This window comes from Lysinibacillus xylanilyticus (assembly GCF_001183605.1).
In the GTDB taxonomy this organism is placed as follows: Bacteria; Bacillota; Bacilli; order Bacillales_A; family Planococcaceae; genus Lysinibacillus; species Lysinibacillus xylanilyticus.
Window position 1 is genome coordinate 395227 of sequence record NZ_LFXJ01000002.1, and the last position, 18014, is coordinate 413240.

Annotated in this window: 13 protein-coding genes; 9 read left to right on the forward strand and 4 right to left on the reverse strand. The window is 37.4% G+C overall.

What is annotated here, in order from left to right:
* Positions 1-19: 19 nt before the first annotated feature.
* The 3 genes from ACZ11_RS02215 to ACZ11_RS02225 all read right to left on the reverse strand — a co-directional run bounded on the left by ACZ11_RS02215 (position 20) and on the right by ACZ11_RS02225 (position 3905).
* Positions 20-2134 (reverse strand): MMPL family transporter, encoded by a 2115-nt coding sequence (locus ACZ11_RS02215; RefSeq protein WP_049663283.1) that lies wholly within the window; start codon positions 2132-2134, stop codon positions 20-22.
* A gap of 113 nt (positions 2135-2247) precedes the next feature.
* Positions 2248-3264: an inorganic phosphate transporter gene (locus ACZ11_RS02220; protein WP_049663285.1), complete on the reverse strand. Its 1017-nt coding sequence runs from the start codon at positions 3262-3264 to the stop codon at positions 2248-2250.
* 20 nt (positions 3265-3284) lie between these two features.
* Positions 3285-3905 carry a DUF47 domain-containing protein gene (locus tag ACZ11_RS02225; protein ID WP_049663287.1) on the reverse strand — a complete coding sequence of 207 codons (621 nt, stop codon included), beginning with the start codon at positions 3903-3905 and terminating at the stop codon, positions 3285-3287.
* Between the two features lie 486 nt (positions 3906-4391).
* Here ACZ11_RS02225 and ACZ11_RS02230 point away from each other — a divergent pair, with 486 nt between their 5' ends.
* Positions 4392-5078: an ABC transporter ATP-binding protein gene (locus ACZ11_RS02230; protein ID WP_049663519.1), complete on the forward strand. Its 687-nt coding sequence runs from the start codon at positions 4392-4394 to the stop codon at positions 5076-5078.
* 1 nt (position 5079) lies between these two features.
* Entirely contained in the window at positions 5080-6399 is a 1320-nt protein-coding gene (locus ACZ11_RS02235) for an ABC transporter permease (RefSeq protein ID WP_049663288.1), read from the forward strand.
* Between the two features lie 121 nt (positions 6400-6520).
* On the opposite strand, the gene ACZ11_RS02240 is transcribed toward ACZ11_RS02235, so the two are convergent.
* A complete protein-coding gene (locus ACZ11_RS02240; protein WP_049663291.1) occupies positions 6521-7681 on the reverse strand; it encodes a class I SAM-dependent methyltransferase in 1161 nt (386 codons plus the stop codon).
* A 407-nt stretch (positions 7682-8088) separates the two neighbouring features.
* On the opposite strand from ACZ11_RS02240, the gene putP reads away from it, so the two are divergent.
* The 7 genes from putP (at position 8089) to ACZ11_RS02275 (ending at position 17804) form a co-directional block, all read left to right on the forward strand.
* The gene (gene putP, locus ACZ11_RS02245; protein ID WP_049663294.1) at positions 8089-9579 is read left to right on the forward strand and encodes a sodium/proline symporter PutP; all 1491 of its coding nucleotides are present in this window, start codon (positions 8089-8091) and stop codon (positions 9577-9579) included.
* 159 nt (positions 9580-9738) lie between these two features.
* Positions 9739-11025, forward strand: coding sequence for a GTPase HflX (gene hflX / locus ACZ11_RS02250; protein ID WP_049663297.1), 1287 nt, complete (start codon positions 9739-9741; stop codon positions 11023-11025).
* 407 nt (positions 11026-11432) lie between these two features.
* Positions 11433-12920 carry a peptide MFS transporter gene (locus ACZ11_RS02255; protein ID WP_049663299.1) on the forward strand — a complete coding sequence of 496 codons (1488 nt, stop codon included), beginning with the start codon at positions 11433-11435 and terminating at the stop codon, positions 12918-12920.
* A 658-nt stretch (positions 12921-13578) separates the two neighbouring features.
* Complete coding sequence (locus tag ACZ11_RS02260; RefSeq protein ID WP_049663301.1) at positions 13579-14724, forward strand: M20 peptidase aminoacylase family protein; 1146 nt, start codon at positions 13579-13581, stop codon at positions 14722-14724.
* Positions 14724-15548 (forward strand): GNAT family N-acetyltransferase, encoded by an 825-nt coding sequence (locus ACZ11_RS02265; protein ID WP_049663304.1) that lies wholly within the window; start codon positions 14724-14726, stop codon positions 15546-15548. The genes ACZ11_RS02260 and ACZ11_RS02265 overlap by 1 nt, the downstream gene beginning before the upstream one ends.
* Positions 15549-15570: 22 nt before the next feature.
* Positions 15571-16677, forward strand: coding sequence for an o-succinylbenzoate synthase (gene menC, locus ACZ11_RS02270; RefSeq protein WP_049663306.1), 1107 nt, complete (start codon positions 15571-15573; stop codon positions 16675-16677).
* 74 nt (positions 16678-16751) lie between these two features.
* Entirely contained in the window at positions 16752-17804 is a 1053-nt protein-coding gene (locus ACZ11_RS02275; RefSeq protein WP_049663309.1) for a YkvI family membrane protein, read from the forward strand.
* The last annotated feature ends 210 nt before the right edge of the window (positions 17805-18014 follow it).

Here is an 18014-nt window from a genome sequence, read left to right on the forward strand (position 1 = left end):
GCCAAGCCATAATTGATCCCTATCTATTTTGTTTCTTCGCGAAGGGTAGCCACCAATTCCAGTCCCCAAATAGCTTCATAAGACTTGGAACGAGCATTAGACGAATAATAGTTGCATCGATGGCGACCGCAATAGCTATACCGACTCCAATTTGCTTCACAGGCATTACATCTGTAAAAGCGAATGCCCCTGTAATAACAATCATAATAAGCGCTGCAGACGTAATGATACGACTTGTAGAGGTTAGACCGTCAATCGTTGCACGTGTATTATCGGCCCCTTTTTGATATTCCTCTTGAATACGTGATATTAAAAAGACTTCATAGTCCATACTTAAGCCGAATACAAGACAAAAAACAATTACCGGGATAATAAGGACAATCTTACCGGCTTCAATTCCTAAATGTCCATATTGGAAAATATAGACGAGAATACCGAAAGCTGATGAAAGTCCAATGATATTCATAATAATCGCTTTCAGTGGGATTAAAATAGAGCGGAAAGCGAGCATTAAAATAAAGAACGTTGAGACGATAATAATGGATACAGCCAAGAAAATTTTACTGGAGATTTCATCGAAAATTTCTTGGTTGAATTTCGCATGACCTCCAAGAGCAAAATCGACACCTAAATCTTTATCTTTCCATGTTCGAGCGAATTGTTGAGCGGTAGTTGATGAACCGGCTGCATCCAATGTAATGGGGATAAAGAGTTGCTTATCTTTAGAAAACGTATTTAGTATTGGTTTTAATTGTTCTGCAACTTGTGGAACTTTCAAAGAAGCTGTTAGTTCCTCAGGTGACTTAATGTTAGCCGTCGTATAAATGGTTGATACATGACTCACTAGAGGATCATCAAGTAATTTTTCTTGAATATTAAAAATAAGCTCTCTTGCCTCACTATCTTCCCAGCCCTCTTTACGTTCTGCTAGCAAATATAAAGTTGAGGTATCACCGAGTCCGAACGTTTCGTCTAACTGATCATAGGCTGCACGTGCATCATATTTTGTCGGTAATGAATCCACCTGAGGAATTGTAAGTTTAATATCCTTCAATGGAATCATACCAATACCTAATAATAATAATGCTGCAATAACGATGGTAACAGGATGTTTCATGACAAAGCCAGCAAAGCTACGCCAACGATTTGCTCCACCAGGCTTTACACGTAATAAGCGCCATTTATTTAGGTTATCTCCTATTAGCATCATCGTAGCAGGTAGCAAGGTTAAGCCAGAAAGTACTGCAAGGAATACAACAATTGCGCCTCCTAAAGCGATATTGTGGAAAATTTCGACGTCAATAACAATCATGGCACCTAAGCCGATCATGACACAAACAGCAGAAAAGATGATAGAACGGCCAGCTGTCTGTATAGCTGTTTGAATAGCCTGAACAATGGATGTATGGGCACGTTCTTCGCGATATCGATTAATAAACAACAAGGCAAAATCGATGCTTAACGCAAGTCCAAGCATTGGTACTATATTTAACACAAAAATCGATAAATTGACATTACCGCTAAACAAAGTCAAAATTCCAAACGCAGTTACAACAGTAACAATGCCGATAATGATAGGTAAGATTGAGGCTATGACAGTACCGAAAGCAAGTAATAGCACTATAATAGCGATTGGTAAGCCTATTGCTTCCGCTGATGCTAAATCCTTTTGACTTGCTGTATTGATGTCTTCAGAAATAACAGGCCCGCCTGTAATGCTCACACCGTCATTCTCTATTAATGAACGGATGTCTTTCACAACATCAGGTAGATGATCAACATTATTTTTAATGTGAACCATAGCATAAGCTATACCATTCTTTTGTAAAGAAGCATCATCAAGTGGTGACTGGATTGAGTGAATCTCTTTAATTTTTTTAAGTTTTTTTAATGTATCTTGAATTTTCTTATCGTCAGCTGGATTGAAGACGACCAAAATTGTATCCGAAGGCAAATCAAATGTTTTTGCAAGCTCATTTGTTACGTAGGTATGATCTCCTTTAACAAAAAAACCGTCTCCATGAAGCTTACTTGGAAGTTGTATTGCAAACATAGCCAAAGTAATAAAAATTACGAACCATAAGGCTACGATAGCTTTAGCGTGGGCTGTTATAAAAGCTGAAAAAGTTTTCATTGTAGATACTGTCCTCCTTTTTAAAATAGTGTAAAGGATGTGTCACCTTTTGTCGTGTGACAATATAAAGACTCCTGTTCAACAAGGAACAGGAGTCTTAGTATGCGATCAAATTAGAAGAATAACGATAAAAATAAGTAAATAATAGCTGCCATAACTGCAGAAATTGGCATTGTAATAACCCAAGTAGTTACGATTTTACGCGCCATCCCCCAGTTTACACCGCGTACACGTTGTGCAGAGCCGACACCCATGATAGAGGAAGAAATAACGTGTGTTGTAGATACTGGTAGGTGAATTAATGTAGCACCGAAGATTACTGATGCAGATGCTAAATCTGCTGCAACTCCGTTTACAGGTCGGATTTTCATAATTTTACCGCCGACTGTTTTTATAATTTTATAGCCGCCGATAGAAGTACCAAGCCCCATTGCAGTTGCCGCTGCAGCTCGTATCCAGAACGGAATTTCATCTCCTGTATGCAAACCACCAGCGATTAACGCCATCGTCATAATCCCCATTGCCTTTTGAGCATCGTTTGTACCATGTGTAAAAGATTGAATTGCGGCAGTGAAAATTTGCATCGTACGGAAACCTTTATTCGTACGATATAAGTTTAAGTTTTTAAACCATAATTTAAACAGTGTCATCATAATAAAGCCGGCGCAAATCGCAAGAATTGGTGATAGCACTAAGGCCATAATGATTTTAGTAAAACCGCCGTAGTTTAGAACTCCGAAGCCAGCAGATGCAACTGCTGCACCGGCAATGGACCCAATCAGAGTGTGTGAAGAACTCGATGGAATACCGAAATACCATGTTAGTAAGTTCCAAATAATAGCGGAGATTAATGCTGCTAAAATAACGATTGATCCGGTCGTGTCCCCTTCAAAGGCATTTAAAGAGAATGGATCTACAATGTCTTTTGTTAAAGCCTTTGCAACACCGACGAAGGTAATAGCTCCGATAAAGTTCATCGTCGCAGCCAACATGATAGCTACACGAGGCTTCAATGCTCTAGTGGAAACTGAGGTTGCGATAGCATTTGCTGTATCATGGAAGCCATTGATAAAGTCAAATGTTAGGGCAAAGATAACGACCAGTACAGTAAGTATAATGATTGTGTTCATTGTAAGTGCCCATCTCCTAATTACGCGTTACGCATGATAATTGTTTCCATAGTATTTGCAACGTCTTGGCAATAATCAGCGATATCTTCAAGTTGTTCATATATATCTTTATATTTAATAATTTGAATTGGATCTTTTTCATTTAAAAACAATTTCTTAATAGACGAACGTTGCACTTCATCACATTCACGCTCGTAGTCTTTAATAAGAATTGCGTGTGGGCGCATGCCAATAAGATTCTTTTTCTTTAACTCTTCTGTTGCTTTAACAATTTCATCAGCACTTTTTGAAATATAGCCTAAGAAAATACGCATTGACTCGTCAACTTCTGTTAGAGAGAACATTTCAAAATGAGCGATACAATGCTCCGTACCATCTAATACGTCGTCCATACGAATTGCGAATTCTAGAATGTCTTCGCGTTCGATAGGTGTCATAAATGATTTGTTTAGCATCACGATTAGTTCATGAATGAGCTTATCACCAGCTGTTTCGTAATTTTTCATAGTAATGCTAATCTCTTTTAGGTCAGCCACACTGTTAATACGAAAATCATTTGCGTAATGTACGGCCTCTCTCATATTCTCAGCAATTTTATGCAAAGCTATAAAGAAAGGGTCTTGTTTTTTTGAGTTAAGCATGTAAATCGAATCCTCCTGGATATAAATAAATTGGCCTCTAAACTTTACTATCATAACAAAATCTTTAAATTATCTACATAAAATTCTTCTATTCTACAGAAAACTTTACAATCCTGTAATATACAATTTGTTCACAAAATAATAAAGGTATCTCTGTATTTGTTTTTACTAATACAGATAAAGGCCTTGAAGATAGGATTTATAAAGAGATTCCTCTCTGTTTAATACAAAAAGATACTATTTGGACATAAAATAATGATTAAATTTTCGGATGAATTGTAAAGAGAATGTAAAGTAAATGTTTTGCTAATAGTCTTCCATTTTCTTAAGAATATCTTCATTTTTATCCTTCAACTTTATTAAGAATTATTTACTACAATGGAGAAGGAAAGGCTCATAACCTAAAACTTAGGATGACTTTTGTAGGAAATCAACCCTAGTTTTGATGATGAGTCAGAAGAATGTGGAAGGAGCGTTTATTTGAAAATGATTCAAGTCGAGAACTTACAACATACATTTTTAATTGGAAAGAAAGGTAAGGAAAAGCAGGTTCCAGTATTAAAAGGTGTCAATTTTGAGGTGAAAAAAGGAGAGATTGTCGCAATTGTTGGGAAAAGTGGCTCCGGGAAATCAACCTTATTACAAATATTAGCTGGATTTATGAAATCTGAACAAGGATCTATTATGGTAAACGGAAAGGAAACAGCTCATCTCTCCGAAGTAGAAAGTGCAGCTTTTCGCTTGCAACAGTTCGGATTTATCTTTCAAAACTTTCAACTAATGCCAGGCTTAACAGCGTTTGAAAACATTGAACTACCTTTGAAGTTGCAGGGTATCAAGAAAGCTGAGCGTATAGAAAAAGTGAAAAAATTAATGGACAAGGTTAGTTTAACGGAAGTGGCAGACCACTACCCAAATGAATTATCGGGTGGTCAGCAACAGCGTGTTAGTATTGCAAGAGCCTTAATTACAAATCCTCCTATTTTGTTGGCAGACGAGCCGACAGGAAGTCTTGACTCAGAAACTGAGCAAGATATATTGCTACTCATTCAAAGTTTAAACCGTGAGCTTGGTTTAACATTTATTATCATTACTCACGACGAGGAAGTAGCAACAATAGCTCATCGACGTTTCCGTATGTACGATGGGGAACTCGTGAAGGAGGAAGCATAACATGTTATTTAAAGATCAATTAGACTTTGTTACACAACATATAAAGAAAAATAAATTACGCGTATTTATGACAGTACTAGCGGCAACGATGGGCTGTGCATTTTTGATTGTCCTTGCATCAGTTGGATTTGGTCTCCAGGATTCCATACGTAATGAAATATTATCAAATGAAAAAGTTACGAAAATTCAAGTGTTTGGTAATGATAAATTTACAGAGGACCAAATACACGAAATAAAAGGTATAGAACATGTGGAAACGGTACTCGAGACGATTACTGTCAATGCATCCGCACATTCATTTTTTGAGGGTCGTGATACACAATCTAGTTTATCTGTCGCTAATATGCATGATTTTGAGCAAGTAAATGGCAAGCTTGCGGAAGGGAAGTATCCAACAAAGCCAAACGAAATCGTTGTAGGATATCATTTTGCTCAAACATTAGTCAATGATGCTGAGCGCAAAATTATTGAAGAAAAGAGTAAAAAAGCTGAAGCAGAAGGTACGTATTATAATGGTAGTGAGGAAGGTTATAAGGACTCATTAATTGGTAAAGAGATCGAATTATCATTAATGCCACCTATTGATGGGGCAGAAGAGACAGAGAAAATGAAGTATACGATTGTCGGTGTTAAGAAGAAGCCTTCTTATGATTGGATGATCGATAGCTCAGTTTATATGGATACAGAGCAAAAGCCAATGCTAGCTACAAATTTAGCTGCAACAGGTAAGGTTAAAGAGGATGACATGTTTTATTCGGAATTTAATATTTTTGCGGATAGCATGGAAAATGTAAAGTCGATATTAGACAAACTAAAAGACAAAGGCTATAGCGTTTATTCAGTTACTGAACAATTGGATAAAATGAATGTATTTTTCCTAGTTTTAAAGATTGGTTTAATATTTGTTGGAACAATTGCTGTCTTGATTGCATCGATTGGCATTTTCAACACAATGACAATGGCTGTTACAGAACGTACTCGTGAAATCGGTGTTTTAAAGGCGATTGGAGCAAGTCCAAAGCTTATTCAACGATTGTTCTTAATGGAAAGTACATTCATTGGTATTGTTGGCACTTTGATAGCTGTAGCTATTTCATATGTAATTAGCTTTGTAGCAAATGCTGCATTGCCTTTAATTCTAAAAGCAGCAACAGGGGAAGATGCTTTTGGTAGAAATGAAATTACATTCTCCCTTATTCCTTGGCAGCTTGTTCTTATCGCTTCAGCGATTAGTATTGGGGTAGCGATGATTTCAGGCTATCGTCCAGCACGTAAGGCCACAAAAATAGACGTTATTCAAGCATTACGACAAGAACTATAATTGAAAGGGCGGTCCAGAAGTTATTGGACCGCCCTGTTAATTTGAATTGCGCAACTCCATGAAATACTCGTGGAAGGATAGAGAATACCCACGCTACGACCAACCATAAATACAGCGATTCTTATAGGTAAGCTTGTAATTCATTCGCTAAAAACGGCTTGGCATTTAGCAACTTTAAAAAGGCATCATAGTTAGCGCGCTGTTCAGAGCTTGGCTTTTTACCTGTATGATAAGCTCGTATTAAAATGTTTTTTGGTGTATTTTCCATATCTATAAACTCTAGCAATTGTGCCTCATAGCCAACGAGTGATAAAATTTCCGCTCGAATTGCATCAGTTGCGAGCGCTGCAAAACGTTCGCGTACGAGACCGTGCTGAAGCATGATATCCATTGCTGGTGTGTTAAGCTGGCGATTTAGTTCATGCTGGCAACAAGGGACACTTAAAATAACGCTAGCTCCCCATTTCACAGCGCGAGCTAATGCCATATCAGTGGCAACATCACAAGCGTGTAGCGTCACCACCATATCCACTGCAGATTCATCGTTATAATCATTAATATCTCCAACTAGAAATTCGAGCTGCTCATAGCCTAAATCCTGTGCAATTTGTGAGCATTCCTCAATGACTTCCTTCTTTAAATCCAAACCAGTGACACGAATGTCTAAGCCTTTTTCGATTTTTAAATAATGGTATAAGGCGAATGTTAAATAGGATTTGCCTGAACCAAAATCTAAGATACGAACCTGACGATCCTTTGGCAAATATGTTAATGCATCATCAATAAATTCGATGAAACGGTTGATTTGTTTAAATTTATCGTATTTTTGTTTTTTTATTTTACCTTCTTCTGTTTGTACTCCGAGACGAATTAAAAATGGGTAGGGCTTATCTTCTGCTAGTAAATAGTTTTTCTTGCGATTATGTGTTAAATTGACTTGCTTTGGTGCTGAGGATTTATCGGACTTCCATAGTACTTTGTTCTTTTTTGAAAGCTGTACTTGTATTTTTTCATCAATAAAATCAACATGCGCTTGACGAAAATCGTTAAAAAATGTTTCTAGCTTCTCACTGAAATTTTCTAATAGAACATTTTCGTGTTTTAAAATGCGTTCAAATTGATATTCAACTTGTATATGGTAAGCATCCTTAAGTAATAAAGGTTTTAACTTTATACGCTTTACTTCGTTTGACTTCATACGTGGTTGACTGATGGTAGCAGTAACGAGTTGCTGTTGTAAAATACGCTCTATAAGCTGAGCTTTCATTTCTTCAAATGTCATATATTTCGCCTTCTTTATCGTGTTATTGATGGCACTAGTTTAACACAATTTATGAAGCGCAATGCTAGTATAAATTTCAGTATTCATTTTTTGAATATTTATAGGTTATTTTGTATATTTGTGGTATTTTAATTATAGAGAATTTTTTAACTTCTTTCGACAAGTGTATTGGTAGCGACAGGTACAGATGTCTCCCACCTCTATAGTGAGATGAATGTGGGGTTTAAGTTACTTTTTAGTGGGTGTCCAAATATCCACTGAAATAGATGAACTCAGTCTAAGAACGCCACAGCCTGTGGTAACGACTGAGTGACCAACATCGTGTTGGTCTGAAGCCTCCTGCGGATTCCGGACGCAACGAGGCATTTATTGTTTAAAAAGATTAAAGGGGAAATAGGGGGAAATTTATGTCTGAAAACATGTATCAATTACTTGCGATTATTATTTATATGATCGCCATGCTAGGAATCGGTTGGTATGCATTTGTTAAAACATCAAATTTAACGGATTACATGCTCGGCGGGCGTTCGCTTGGCCCTGCTGTTACTGCGCTAAGTGCAGGTGCAGCAGATATGTCTGGCTGGCTGTTAATGGGTTTACCGGGTGCGATCTATTTATCTGGATTAGTTGAGGCCTGGATTGCTATTGGTTTAACAATTGGTGCCTATTTGAATTGGTTACTTGTAGCACCGAGACTACGTGCATATACACAAGTTGCTAATGACTCAATTACTATTCCGAGTTTTTTAGATAATCGTTTACGTGACAACACAAAGATGATAAGAATTGCGTCAGGTATTATTATTTTAATCTTTTTTACATTTTATGTTTCTTCAGGAATGGTTGCAGGAGGCAAGTTTTTTGATAGTTCATTTGGCTATGAATACCATACTGGTTTATTGATTGTATCTGCTGTTGTTGTGGCATACACATTGTTTGGAGGATTTTTAGCGGTTAGTTATACAGACTTTTTACAGGGGCTAATTATGTTTGTAGCACTTATTTCTGTACCGTTATTTGGATTGTTTTTAACAGGTGGAATTGGAGACACAATAGCATCTATTAAAGCTGTTAATCCTGAACACCTGAACTTATTACCTGCAACTGCAACTGCTACGGCAATTATTTCATCAATTGCATGGGGACTAGGTTATTTTGGACAACCACATATTATCGTGCGCTTTATGGCAATAAGTTCAGTAAAAGAAACAAAGCAGGCACGTCGTATCGGTATTGGCTGGATGATGTTAAGTTTATTCGGTGCGATTGCAACAGCTTTAGTAGGTGTAGCTTATTATGAGCAAAATGCAGGTGAGTTAAAGGACGCTGAGACAGTATTTATTGTACTTGGCCAACTCCTATTCCATCCGTTTATTGCAGGTATAATGCTAGCTGCCATTTTAGCCGCGGTGATGAGTACAATTTCATCACAACTAATTGTTACTTCGTCAGCACTTGTAGAAGACATTTACAAAGCTATATTTAATAAAACAGCAGATGATAAGCATTATGTTTTTATTGGCCGTGTAGCTGTTTTAGTTGTAGCAATTATCGCAGCGATTTTAGCATGGAATCCAGATAGTTCTATTTTAGGCCTAGTAGGCTTTGCTTGGGCTGGCTTTGGTGCAGCATTCGGTCCAGTAATATTGCTGTCCCTATATTGGAGAAAATTAACGAATTACGGAGCTCTCAGTGGGATGATAGCAGGTGCTACAACCGCCTTCATTTGGGGGAAAATAAAGTTCTTATCTGATACATTATATGAGATTGTTCCAGGCTTCTTCGTATGCTTAATCGTTGCGGTTATTGTCAGCATCTTGACATATAAACCAAATAAAGATATTGAAGACGAGTTCAATCGCACTGAGGTATTGTTAAAAGAAGAACGTATGAAATAAATAAATGTAGTGCGCCTTTTTGTATAGAAGGCGCATTTTTTACGATATACATGTTATTAAAGATAAGATAACTACTAAACAACACGAATTTGGACATTATATGGTAAGATGAAGAAAATTTGTCGTAGTATCATCAAGGCATTGGTGGGAGGTTTGTGGATGGATAGAATTAAAGAAGTAGATATATTGGTGGAAAGAGCTATTTTAGTTGGCGTAAATTTACGGAATGAGAAGCATTTTGATTATTCAATGGAAGAGCTAAAAAATTTAGCTGAAGCTTTAAATGTTGAAGTTGTCGGCATTGTCACACAAAATTTAGAGCGCATTACGCCATCTCATTATGTTGGCACTGGGAAAATTGAAGAAATAAAAAATTTTTATGATGAAGCACAAGCAAATTTAGTGATTTTTAATGATGAATTATCACCTTCACAAATCCGTAACTTAGAACGTGATTTAGAGACGAAGGTTATTGATAGAACGATGTTGATTCTAGATATTTTTGGACGTCGTGCTAAAACAAGTGAAGCGCAGATGCAAGTCGAGTTAGCACAATTGCAATATATGCTACCACGTTTAGTCGGCTTGCATGCATCTCTCAGCCGTCAAGGTGGTGGCACAGGTGGTGGCTTTAAAAACCGTGGTGCTGGTGAGACAAAGCTCGAGCTAGACCGTCGGAAAATTGAGGATCAGATTTCGAAAATAAAAAAGGAGCTAGAGCATGTAAAGGAGCAACGAGAGACGCAGCGTAAACAACGACGTAAAAATGCCGTACCTGTCGTTTCCATTGTCGGCTATACGAATGCTGGTAAGTCAACTATTATGAATCAGCTACTTTCGAAAATAGGACAAGAAGAGCATAAACAAGTGTTTGAGAAGGACATGCTTTTTGCCACACTTGAAACATCCGTCCGTCAAATAGAATTAGCTGATAAAAAGACATTCCTATTAACAGATACAGTTGGTTTCGTTAGCAAATTACCGCATCATCTAGTGAAGGCATTCCGCTCAACATTGGAAGAGGCTCGTGATGCCGACTTATTACTCCATGTTGTAGATGTTTCCAATTCTGAGCACGGCTTTATGATGGAAGTAACAAATGAAACACTTAAGGCAGTTGGCGTTGAAGGGATCCCGACAATTTATGTGTATAATAAAGCGGATATAGCAAACGTTCCTTATCCTGTTATTAGTGGTGATAATGTTTGGATTTCTGCGAAGCAAGGGGTTGGATTAGAAGAATTATTGCAAATAATACGTCAGCATATTTTCTCTGATTATGTAACATGTAAAATGCTCATTCCGTATGAACAGGGGAATATCGTCTCTTATTTAAATGAACATGCTTCTGTCTATGAAACAGCATATGAAGAAAATGGTACGCTGCTAACGCTAGAGTTAAAAGAAGCCGATTATGCAAAATTCCAACAATATGTAATTAAATAATGAATAACATCATTGTTTTAAAAGCATGCTAAAAGCACTTCGTGTTTCTAGCATGCTTTTTTGTAATCGAAAAAGCGAATTTATATCTTTGTGAAAGAAATTATAGATAATACTAGCTTTTTTGTTTAAAAAGTAAAAAGTCTGACTATAAAATATTTTAGAATAATTTCGAGGTGGTTTATAAAATTGTGGATATTAAAGAATCAGAAAACTTAGGAATATCAATAGGTTTGGTACAATTCCATGAAAATCATTCTGAATTTAAAGAAAATGTCCAAAATTCCAACATTTTTTAAAACTCTTGAAAAAGTTTTTAAAACACTTTAGTATGATGAAATAAAGTTTTTATCCTTACTTTTGGGTAATAATATTATTATTGAATAATGAAATCGGGAGAGGATATTTTTATGTCTACTAAAGATGAAATTGTAAAATCCGTCCCTCAAAATGGCTTTGTCGGACACCCTAAAGGGCTCTTTACATTATTTTTCACTGAATTTTGGGAACGATTCTCATACTACGGTATGCGAGCAATTCTGATTTTCTTTATGTATTATGAATTGCATGAAGGCGGTTTAGGCCTAGATCGTGGAACAGCAAACTCAATTATGGCTATCTACGGATCAATGGTTTACATGTCAGGGATTATCGGTGGTTGGATTGCTGACCGAATACTAGGCACACGTAGAACCATTTTTTATGGCGGCGTGTTCATTATGTTTGGGCATTTCCTGCTAGCGTTACCTGGTGGCGTAAGCATGTTATTTGTTTCAATGTTCTTTATTGTTATTGGGACAGGCTTATTAAAACCGAACATTTCAAGCATTGTCGGAGATATGTATGCTGAAACAGATAGTCGCCGTGATGCAGGTTTTTCAATTTTCTATATGGGTATTAATATGGGATCATTCCTTGCACCTTTAATTGTCGGAACAATTGGACAAAAGTACAATTTCCACTTAGGCTTTGGTGTAGCAGGGATCGGAATGTTAGTTGGTTTAATTATATATAAATTAACAGAGAAAAAATATTTAGGGATAGCAGGGTTACAGGTAAACAACCCATTATTGCCAGAAGAACGTAAAAAAGTCTTTACACGATTTGGGATTATAGCTTTACTTATTATTATTGTTGGGGCAATTGGTATTAAAACTGGCGTACTAACAATGAATGTTTTTAGTTTAATTATTACGACACTGGGTATATTAATTCCAACGGTGTTCTTTATTTATATGTACCGCAGTGAGAAAACAACGAAGGATGAGAAGTCTCGCATACTCGCTTATATTCCTTTGTTTATATCGGCTGTAATGTTTTGGGCAATCCAAGAACAAGGGGCAACTATTTTAGCAACGTTTGCAGATAGTCGTACACAATTGGATATTGGCGGTTTCCATATTCAATCTTCTTGGTTCCAATCGTTAAACCCTTTATTCGTCGTTACGATGGCTCCATTATTTGCCATGTTATGGATGAAGTGGGGAGATAAGCAACCATCTACACCGCGTAAATTTGCTTATGCATTATTCTTTGCAGGATTGTCATTCATAGTGATGATGCTTCCAGCGTATTTATCTGGTGGTACAGATTTAGTAAGTCCATGGTGGTTAGTATTATCATTCTTTTTAGTTGTAGTTGGGGAGTTATTATTATCGCCAGTAGGTTTATCGGCTACTACAAAATTGGCTCCAAAGGCTTTTGCTGCACAGACGATGTCGCTTTGGTTTTTAACAAGCGCAGCAGCGCAAGCAATCAACGCACAACTTGTAAAAGTTTATGAAGTGGTAAGTGAATTCACATACTTCGGTTTCTTAGGCTCATTATCAATTATTTTAGGAATAATAATATTAGTACTTTCGCCAATTATTTCAAAGGCGATGCGAGGTATTAACTAATAATAGGATGTAAGTGCAGTTATTCAAATAACTGTACTTGCATCTTTTTTGTTTTAAGATGCATTTAATATTAGTGTTCGAATTAATCGAAGAGATTGGTAATCATTTGTCGGAACGTTCATGAAAGCTTCACGTTGTGCCCTTAGAAACAAAAATAAGGGAAGAACGTCATAAAGCATCCGAATAATAATGAAGAACCATTTTTGTGATGCTAAGGTACTTTAAGTATTATTTTTGCCTTATCATCAAAAGTTGGGGCTGATGTTTGTTAAAACGTATACTATGTAAAGAAGTTGATTGGAGTGGAGGCTGGGTGACTCCTTGGGGATTAGCAATAGAGGAACGAAGGCTAAAACCATCACGTCCTGTGATAACGCCTTCGTAACCAATATCGTGCGTGTTGTCGCTTCGCTTTCGCATACTCTTTCGCGCAAAAAACATTTGTTGGCCAAAGCGGCTCATCAGATGCTCTGCAGAAAAGCGCTCGGCCGGGACGGAAATTAACCACACATTATGCGATGAACCATTTATCTACCTGAAAGCATTTAGTCTTATCATGTAGTTAATTTGCAGATTGAGGGAATATGTTTTTGTTTAGAAAAGATTTTATTTTCGTTATAATATTCTTAATAGTATGATTTTTGAGAGGTTGGTTGCTATGAAGGAAGCTTTAAGTCGTTTGAGGCCAAGATTAATGGAGATTTTCACGTATTTGCACGCGCATCCGGAAATAAGCTGGCATGAGGTAGAAACAACGAATTATATTGTTGATTTACTAACACGTGAAGGTTTTTCACCAATACGCTTTAAAAACAGTACAGGGCTTTATGTTGATGTAGGAAATGGTAATCCTAAAGTCGGTTTGCGTACGGACATTGATGCGTTATGGCAAGAAGTAGATGGTGAATTTCGTGCGAATCACTCCTGTGGCCATGATGGACATATGACGATGGCAATCGGTGCTCTATTACTTTTGAAAGAGCTGGCTCCATCATTTAACGGTACAATTCGGGTGATTTTTCAACCAGCTGAAGAAAAAGGAACAGGTGCTTTATCAGTTTTAAAAGAAGGAATCATTGATGATCTAGACTTTTTATTTGGTGTCCATGTAAGACCTGTCCATGAGCTTGAAGACGGTACATATTGTGCCGCGTTGTATCATGGAGCCTCTCGATTACTTGAGGGAGAAATCATCGGAGAAGATGCCCATGCTGCAAGACCACATCTCGGCGTGAACGCTATTGAAGTAGGAGCAACTATTATCGAAGATTTAAGAACGCTTCATACAGACCCAATGGTTCCTGTATCAATTAAGATGACCAAATTCCAAGCTGGAGGAGAATCCGGCAATATTATTCCTGGAAGGGCATCGTTCACCATTGATATACGAGCGCAACAAAATGATGTGATGGGTGCACTTGCGCAGGGAGTAAAAAGGGTTATTGATTCTTCCAAGATCTTGCATAAAGTGCAGATTGAATTACGTACAGTAGCAAATGTAGTAGCTGCTGAGGTAGACTCAACTGCTCAATATATTATGGAGCAGGCAATCGTGCAAGCAACCGGGTTGTCAAATTTAAGAAAGCCAGTTTATACACCTGGAGGAGAAGATTTTCATCACTACGCTGTTCAACGCCCGCATTTAAAATCTACGATGTTAGGTTTAGGCTGTGGGGTAACACCAGGACTACATCATCCAAAGATGAAATTTAAGCAGGCGAGGCTTGTAACGGGGGTTGAAATCCTTACAAGAGCGGTATTGTTAGCATTAGAGTCGGGGAAATCAGAGGAGGGATCAGCATAATGTTAGAGAGAGTACGTATTCAAAAAATAATGGCACCTACAGAGATTGCAGAAGTACAAAGTTTGAACGAAAGTATTTGGGGGAGTCAGGCTATTCCCTCACATCAGTTGTTAGCAGCTGTACAAAATGGTGGATTAATCCTTGGAGCGTATTTAGACGAAAAGCTGATTGGCTTTAACTACTGCTTTGTTGACTATCGACATGGAAAAATGTATTTACACTCACACATGATTGGTGTGGAGAAAACATATCGTGAACAAGGTGTAGGTGAATTATTAAAGCATGCCCAACAGGAATATGCAAAAGAACATGGGTTTCAGCTTGTGATTTGGCTATTCGATCCGCTAGAAGCATATATGGCTAATTTATCATTTTTGAAGCTCAATGCATTTAGTTTTCAGTACGAAAATGATTATTATGGTCCGCTCAAGGATGATTTTAACGAGGGGCTACCTTCAGATCGAATTGTTGTTGAATGGTGGATTGAACGCGATCGAGTGGAGGATTCCCTAGATGAACTGGAAGAAGAAGCTGAAGAAATTGTACCGTGGTCTTTAACGGTAGATGGCTTACCAGTGCTCGATATTGAAGGTGAATTTCAGCAAGAGCAATTATATTATAAGGACGCCTATTTATTGCCCATTCCTCAATTTTTACAAAAGATGAAAGTGGAGAGTCCTCGGCTTGCGGAGGACTGGCGTTATAAAGTACGTACTATTTTAACAACATTGTTTGAACAAAATTATGCAATTGTTCGAGTAAAAAAGAATAAGGAATATGTTCATAGCTATCTATTAGTCAGACGCTCCTTATTAGCTTTATAATAAGGATAAGGAGTGAAATCTTGTGAAACTAGAACAGATTACAGTGAGACATATAAAAATGCCTATGAAAGCACCGTTTACAACGAGTTTTGGCACAATTGATGAAAAAGAACTTTTACTTATAGAAGCGATAGATCAATCAGGAACTGTAGGATGGGGAGAAGCTGTAGCCTTTGTAGCGCCTTGGTATACAGAGGAGACAGTAAAAACAACATGGCATATGCTTGAAGACTTCTTAATCCCCATCTTGTTACATAAAGAGATTGGGCATCCAGATGAAGTCAGTGCTTTGTTCTCCTCTATTCGTCGTAATTGTATGGCGAAATCCTCTATTGAAGGGGCTATATGGGATATTTATGCGCAACAAACGAAACAATCACTTGCTCAAGCGTTAGGCGGAGATAAGGAGCAAATAGAGGTGGGTGTTAGTGTAGGTATTCAATCTTCTACAGATGCATTAATTGATTTATTAAAAGGCCATGTAAATAAAGGATATAAACGAGTAAAAGTGAAAATTAAGCCAGGCCATGATGTAGAAGTTATTCGTGCTATTCGAGCTGAAATGCCAGATTTGCCATTGATGGTAGATGCTAATTCGGCTTACTCATTGAGCGATATGAATGTATTACAGCAACTTGATGCATTTAATTTATTAATGATTGAACAGCCATTAGCTGTTGATGATATTGTCGATCATGCTAAGCTACAACGAAAGTTAAAGACACCTATTTGCTTAGATGAAAGCATCACCTCCTATGAAGATGCTCGAAAAGCGATAGAGCTTGGTAGTTGTGGTGTTATCAATATAAAAATAGGACGCGTAGGCGGATTAACAGAAGCAAGAAGAATTCATGATTTATGTAAGGAAAATAATATTCCCGTTTGGTGTGGCGGTATGTTAGAGGCAGGAATCGGACGAGCGCATAATATTGCATTAACGTCGCTCTCGAATTTTGTATTACCTGGGGATACTGCAGGCTCTAGTCATTATTGGTATGAGGATATCATTACACCTGAAGTCATTGTAGAGGATGGTTATATTCATGTGCCACAAACGGCCGGAATTGGATATACACCTAATATGAAAGTAATTGATAAGCTAACAATCAGTAAGAAGGTCTATCAATAATAGGTTCATCACCAAATGTTGTGGATGACTTTTGGTGATGGTCCTAATAATAGGATAAACAGGGAGAGAACTGATTGAAAAAAAGTTTGCAAATCGGTGGTGCCTATGTAGGAATTATCGTCGGTGCGGGATTTGCATCAGGACAGGAAATCGTACTATATTTTACGAGCTATGGCTTTCATGGAATTTATGGTGCACTTATTGCTACAGTTGGATTTGCCTTAGTAGGAATGTGCATTGCTCAAATTAGCTCGAGGTTGCGTACGACATCGCACAAGGATTTAATTTATCAAATTTCAGGTAATGCTGTAGGTTTGGTGATGGATTATTTACTTTCGCTCTTCTTATTCGGTGTAGCAGTAATCATGTTTGCAGGAGCAGGTGCTACGCTTCATCAAATGTTTGGACTGCCAGTTTGGCTGGGGAGCATCTGTATGATTGTACTTACTATCGCGACAGTTATGATGGATGTGAAGAGTATCATAAACGTTATTGCTATTGCTACACCCTATCTGCTAGCGATTGTCTCGATAATAGCGGTCTATTCATTAGCTACGATGGATTTAACCTTTGTCGAACAAGCTGTTATTGCACAACAAGCACAGGTAAGTTCTAAAAGCTGGTGGGTTACTGCTTTACTGTATTTGTCTTTTAATATAGGTGTATGTTTTTCGCTTTTAACTGTTATGTGTGGATCTATTCGCAATGAAAAAGTGGCGGGGATGGGAGGTATTATTGGTGGGATTTTGCTTGGAGCTTTAATTCTACTTATTAACCTGTCTCTTCTAGCAAAAATGAATGTAATCGTTGGTATAGATATACCGATGCTAGCTTTGGCAAATGAAATTCATCCTCTAATTGGTCTATTGATGTCCTTTTCCTTATTAGGGATGATTTATAATACAGCAGTGGGGATGTTCTATTCATTTATGGTGAGATTTTTAAAACCGAATAAGGCAAGTTTTAAGGTAACTGCCGTTTTTATCGGTGGTTTGGGCTTTTTAGCAAGTCTTGCTGGCTTTACGACGCTTGTAGCCAAGCTATATGCAGTGATGGGATACGTCGGTTTTATATTAATAGTTTTAATTGTTTTTGCATGGCTCAAGGGCGTTCGACGAATAGCTTAACTTCTTTCAGCAATTATTATCTGTAGAGAAAGCAAGGCGACAGGTACAGATGTTTTTTGTACCGAAAGCGAAGCACAAAGCCGATTCCGGACGCAATTATATCGAGGCATAATTGACTTAATAGGGTGATTGAGAAAAAATTAGTATTTTATTCTCAATTACCTTTTTATTTTTGTGAAAATGTAGAGAATTTTAACTTCGGAAATAATG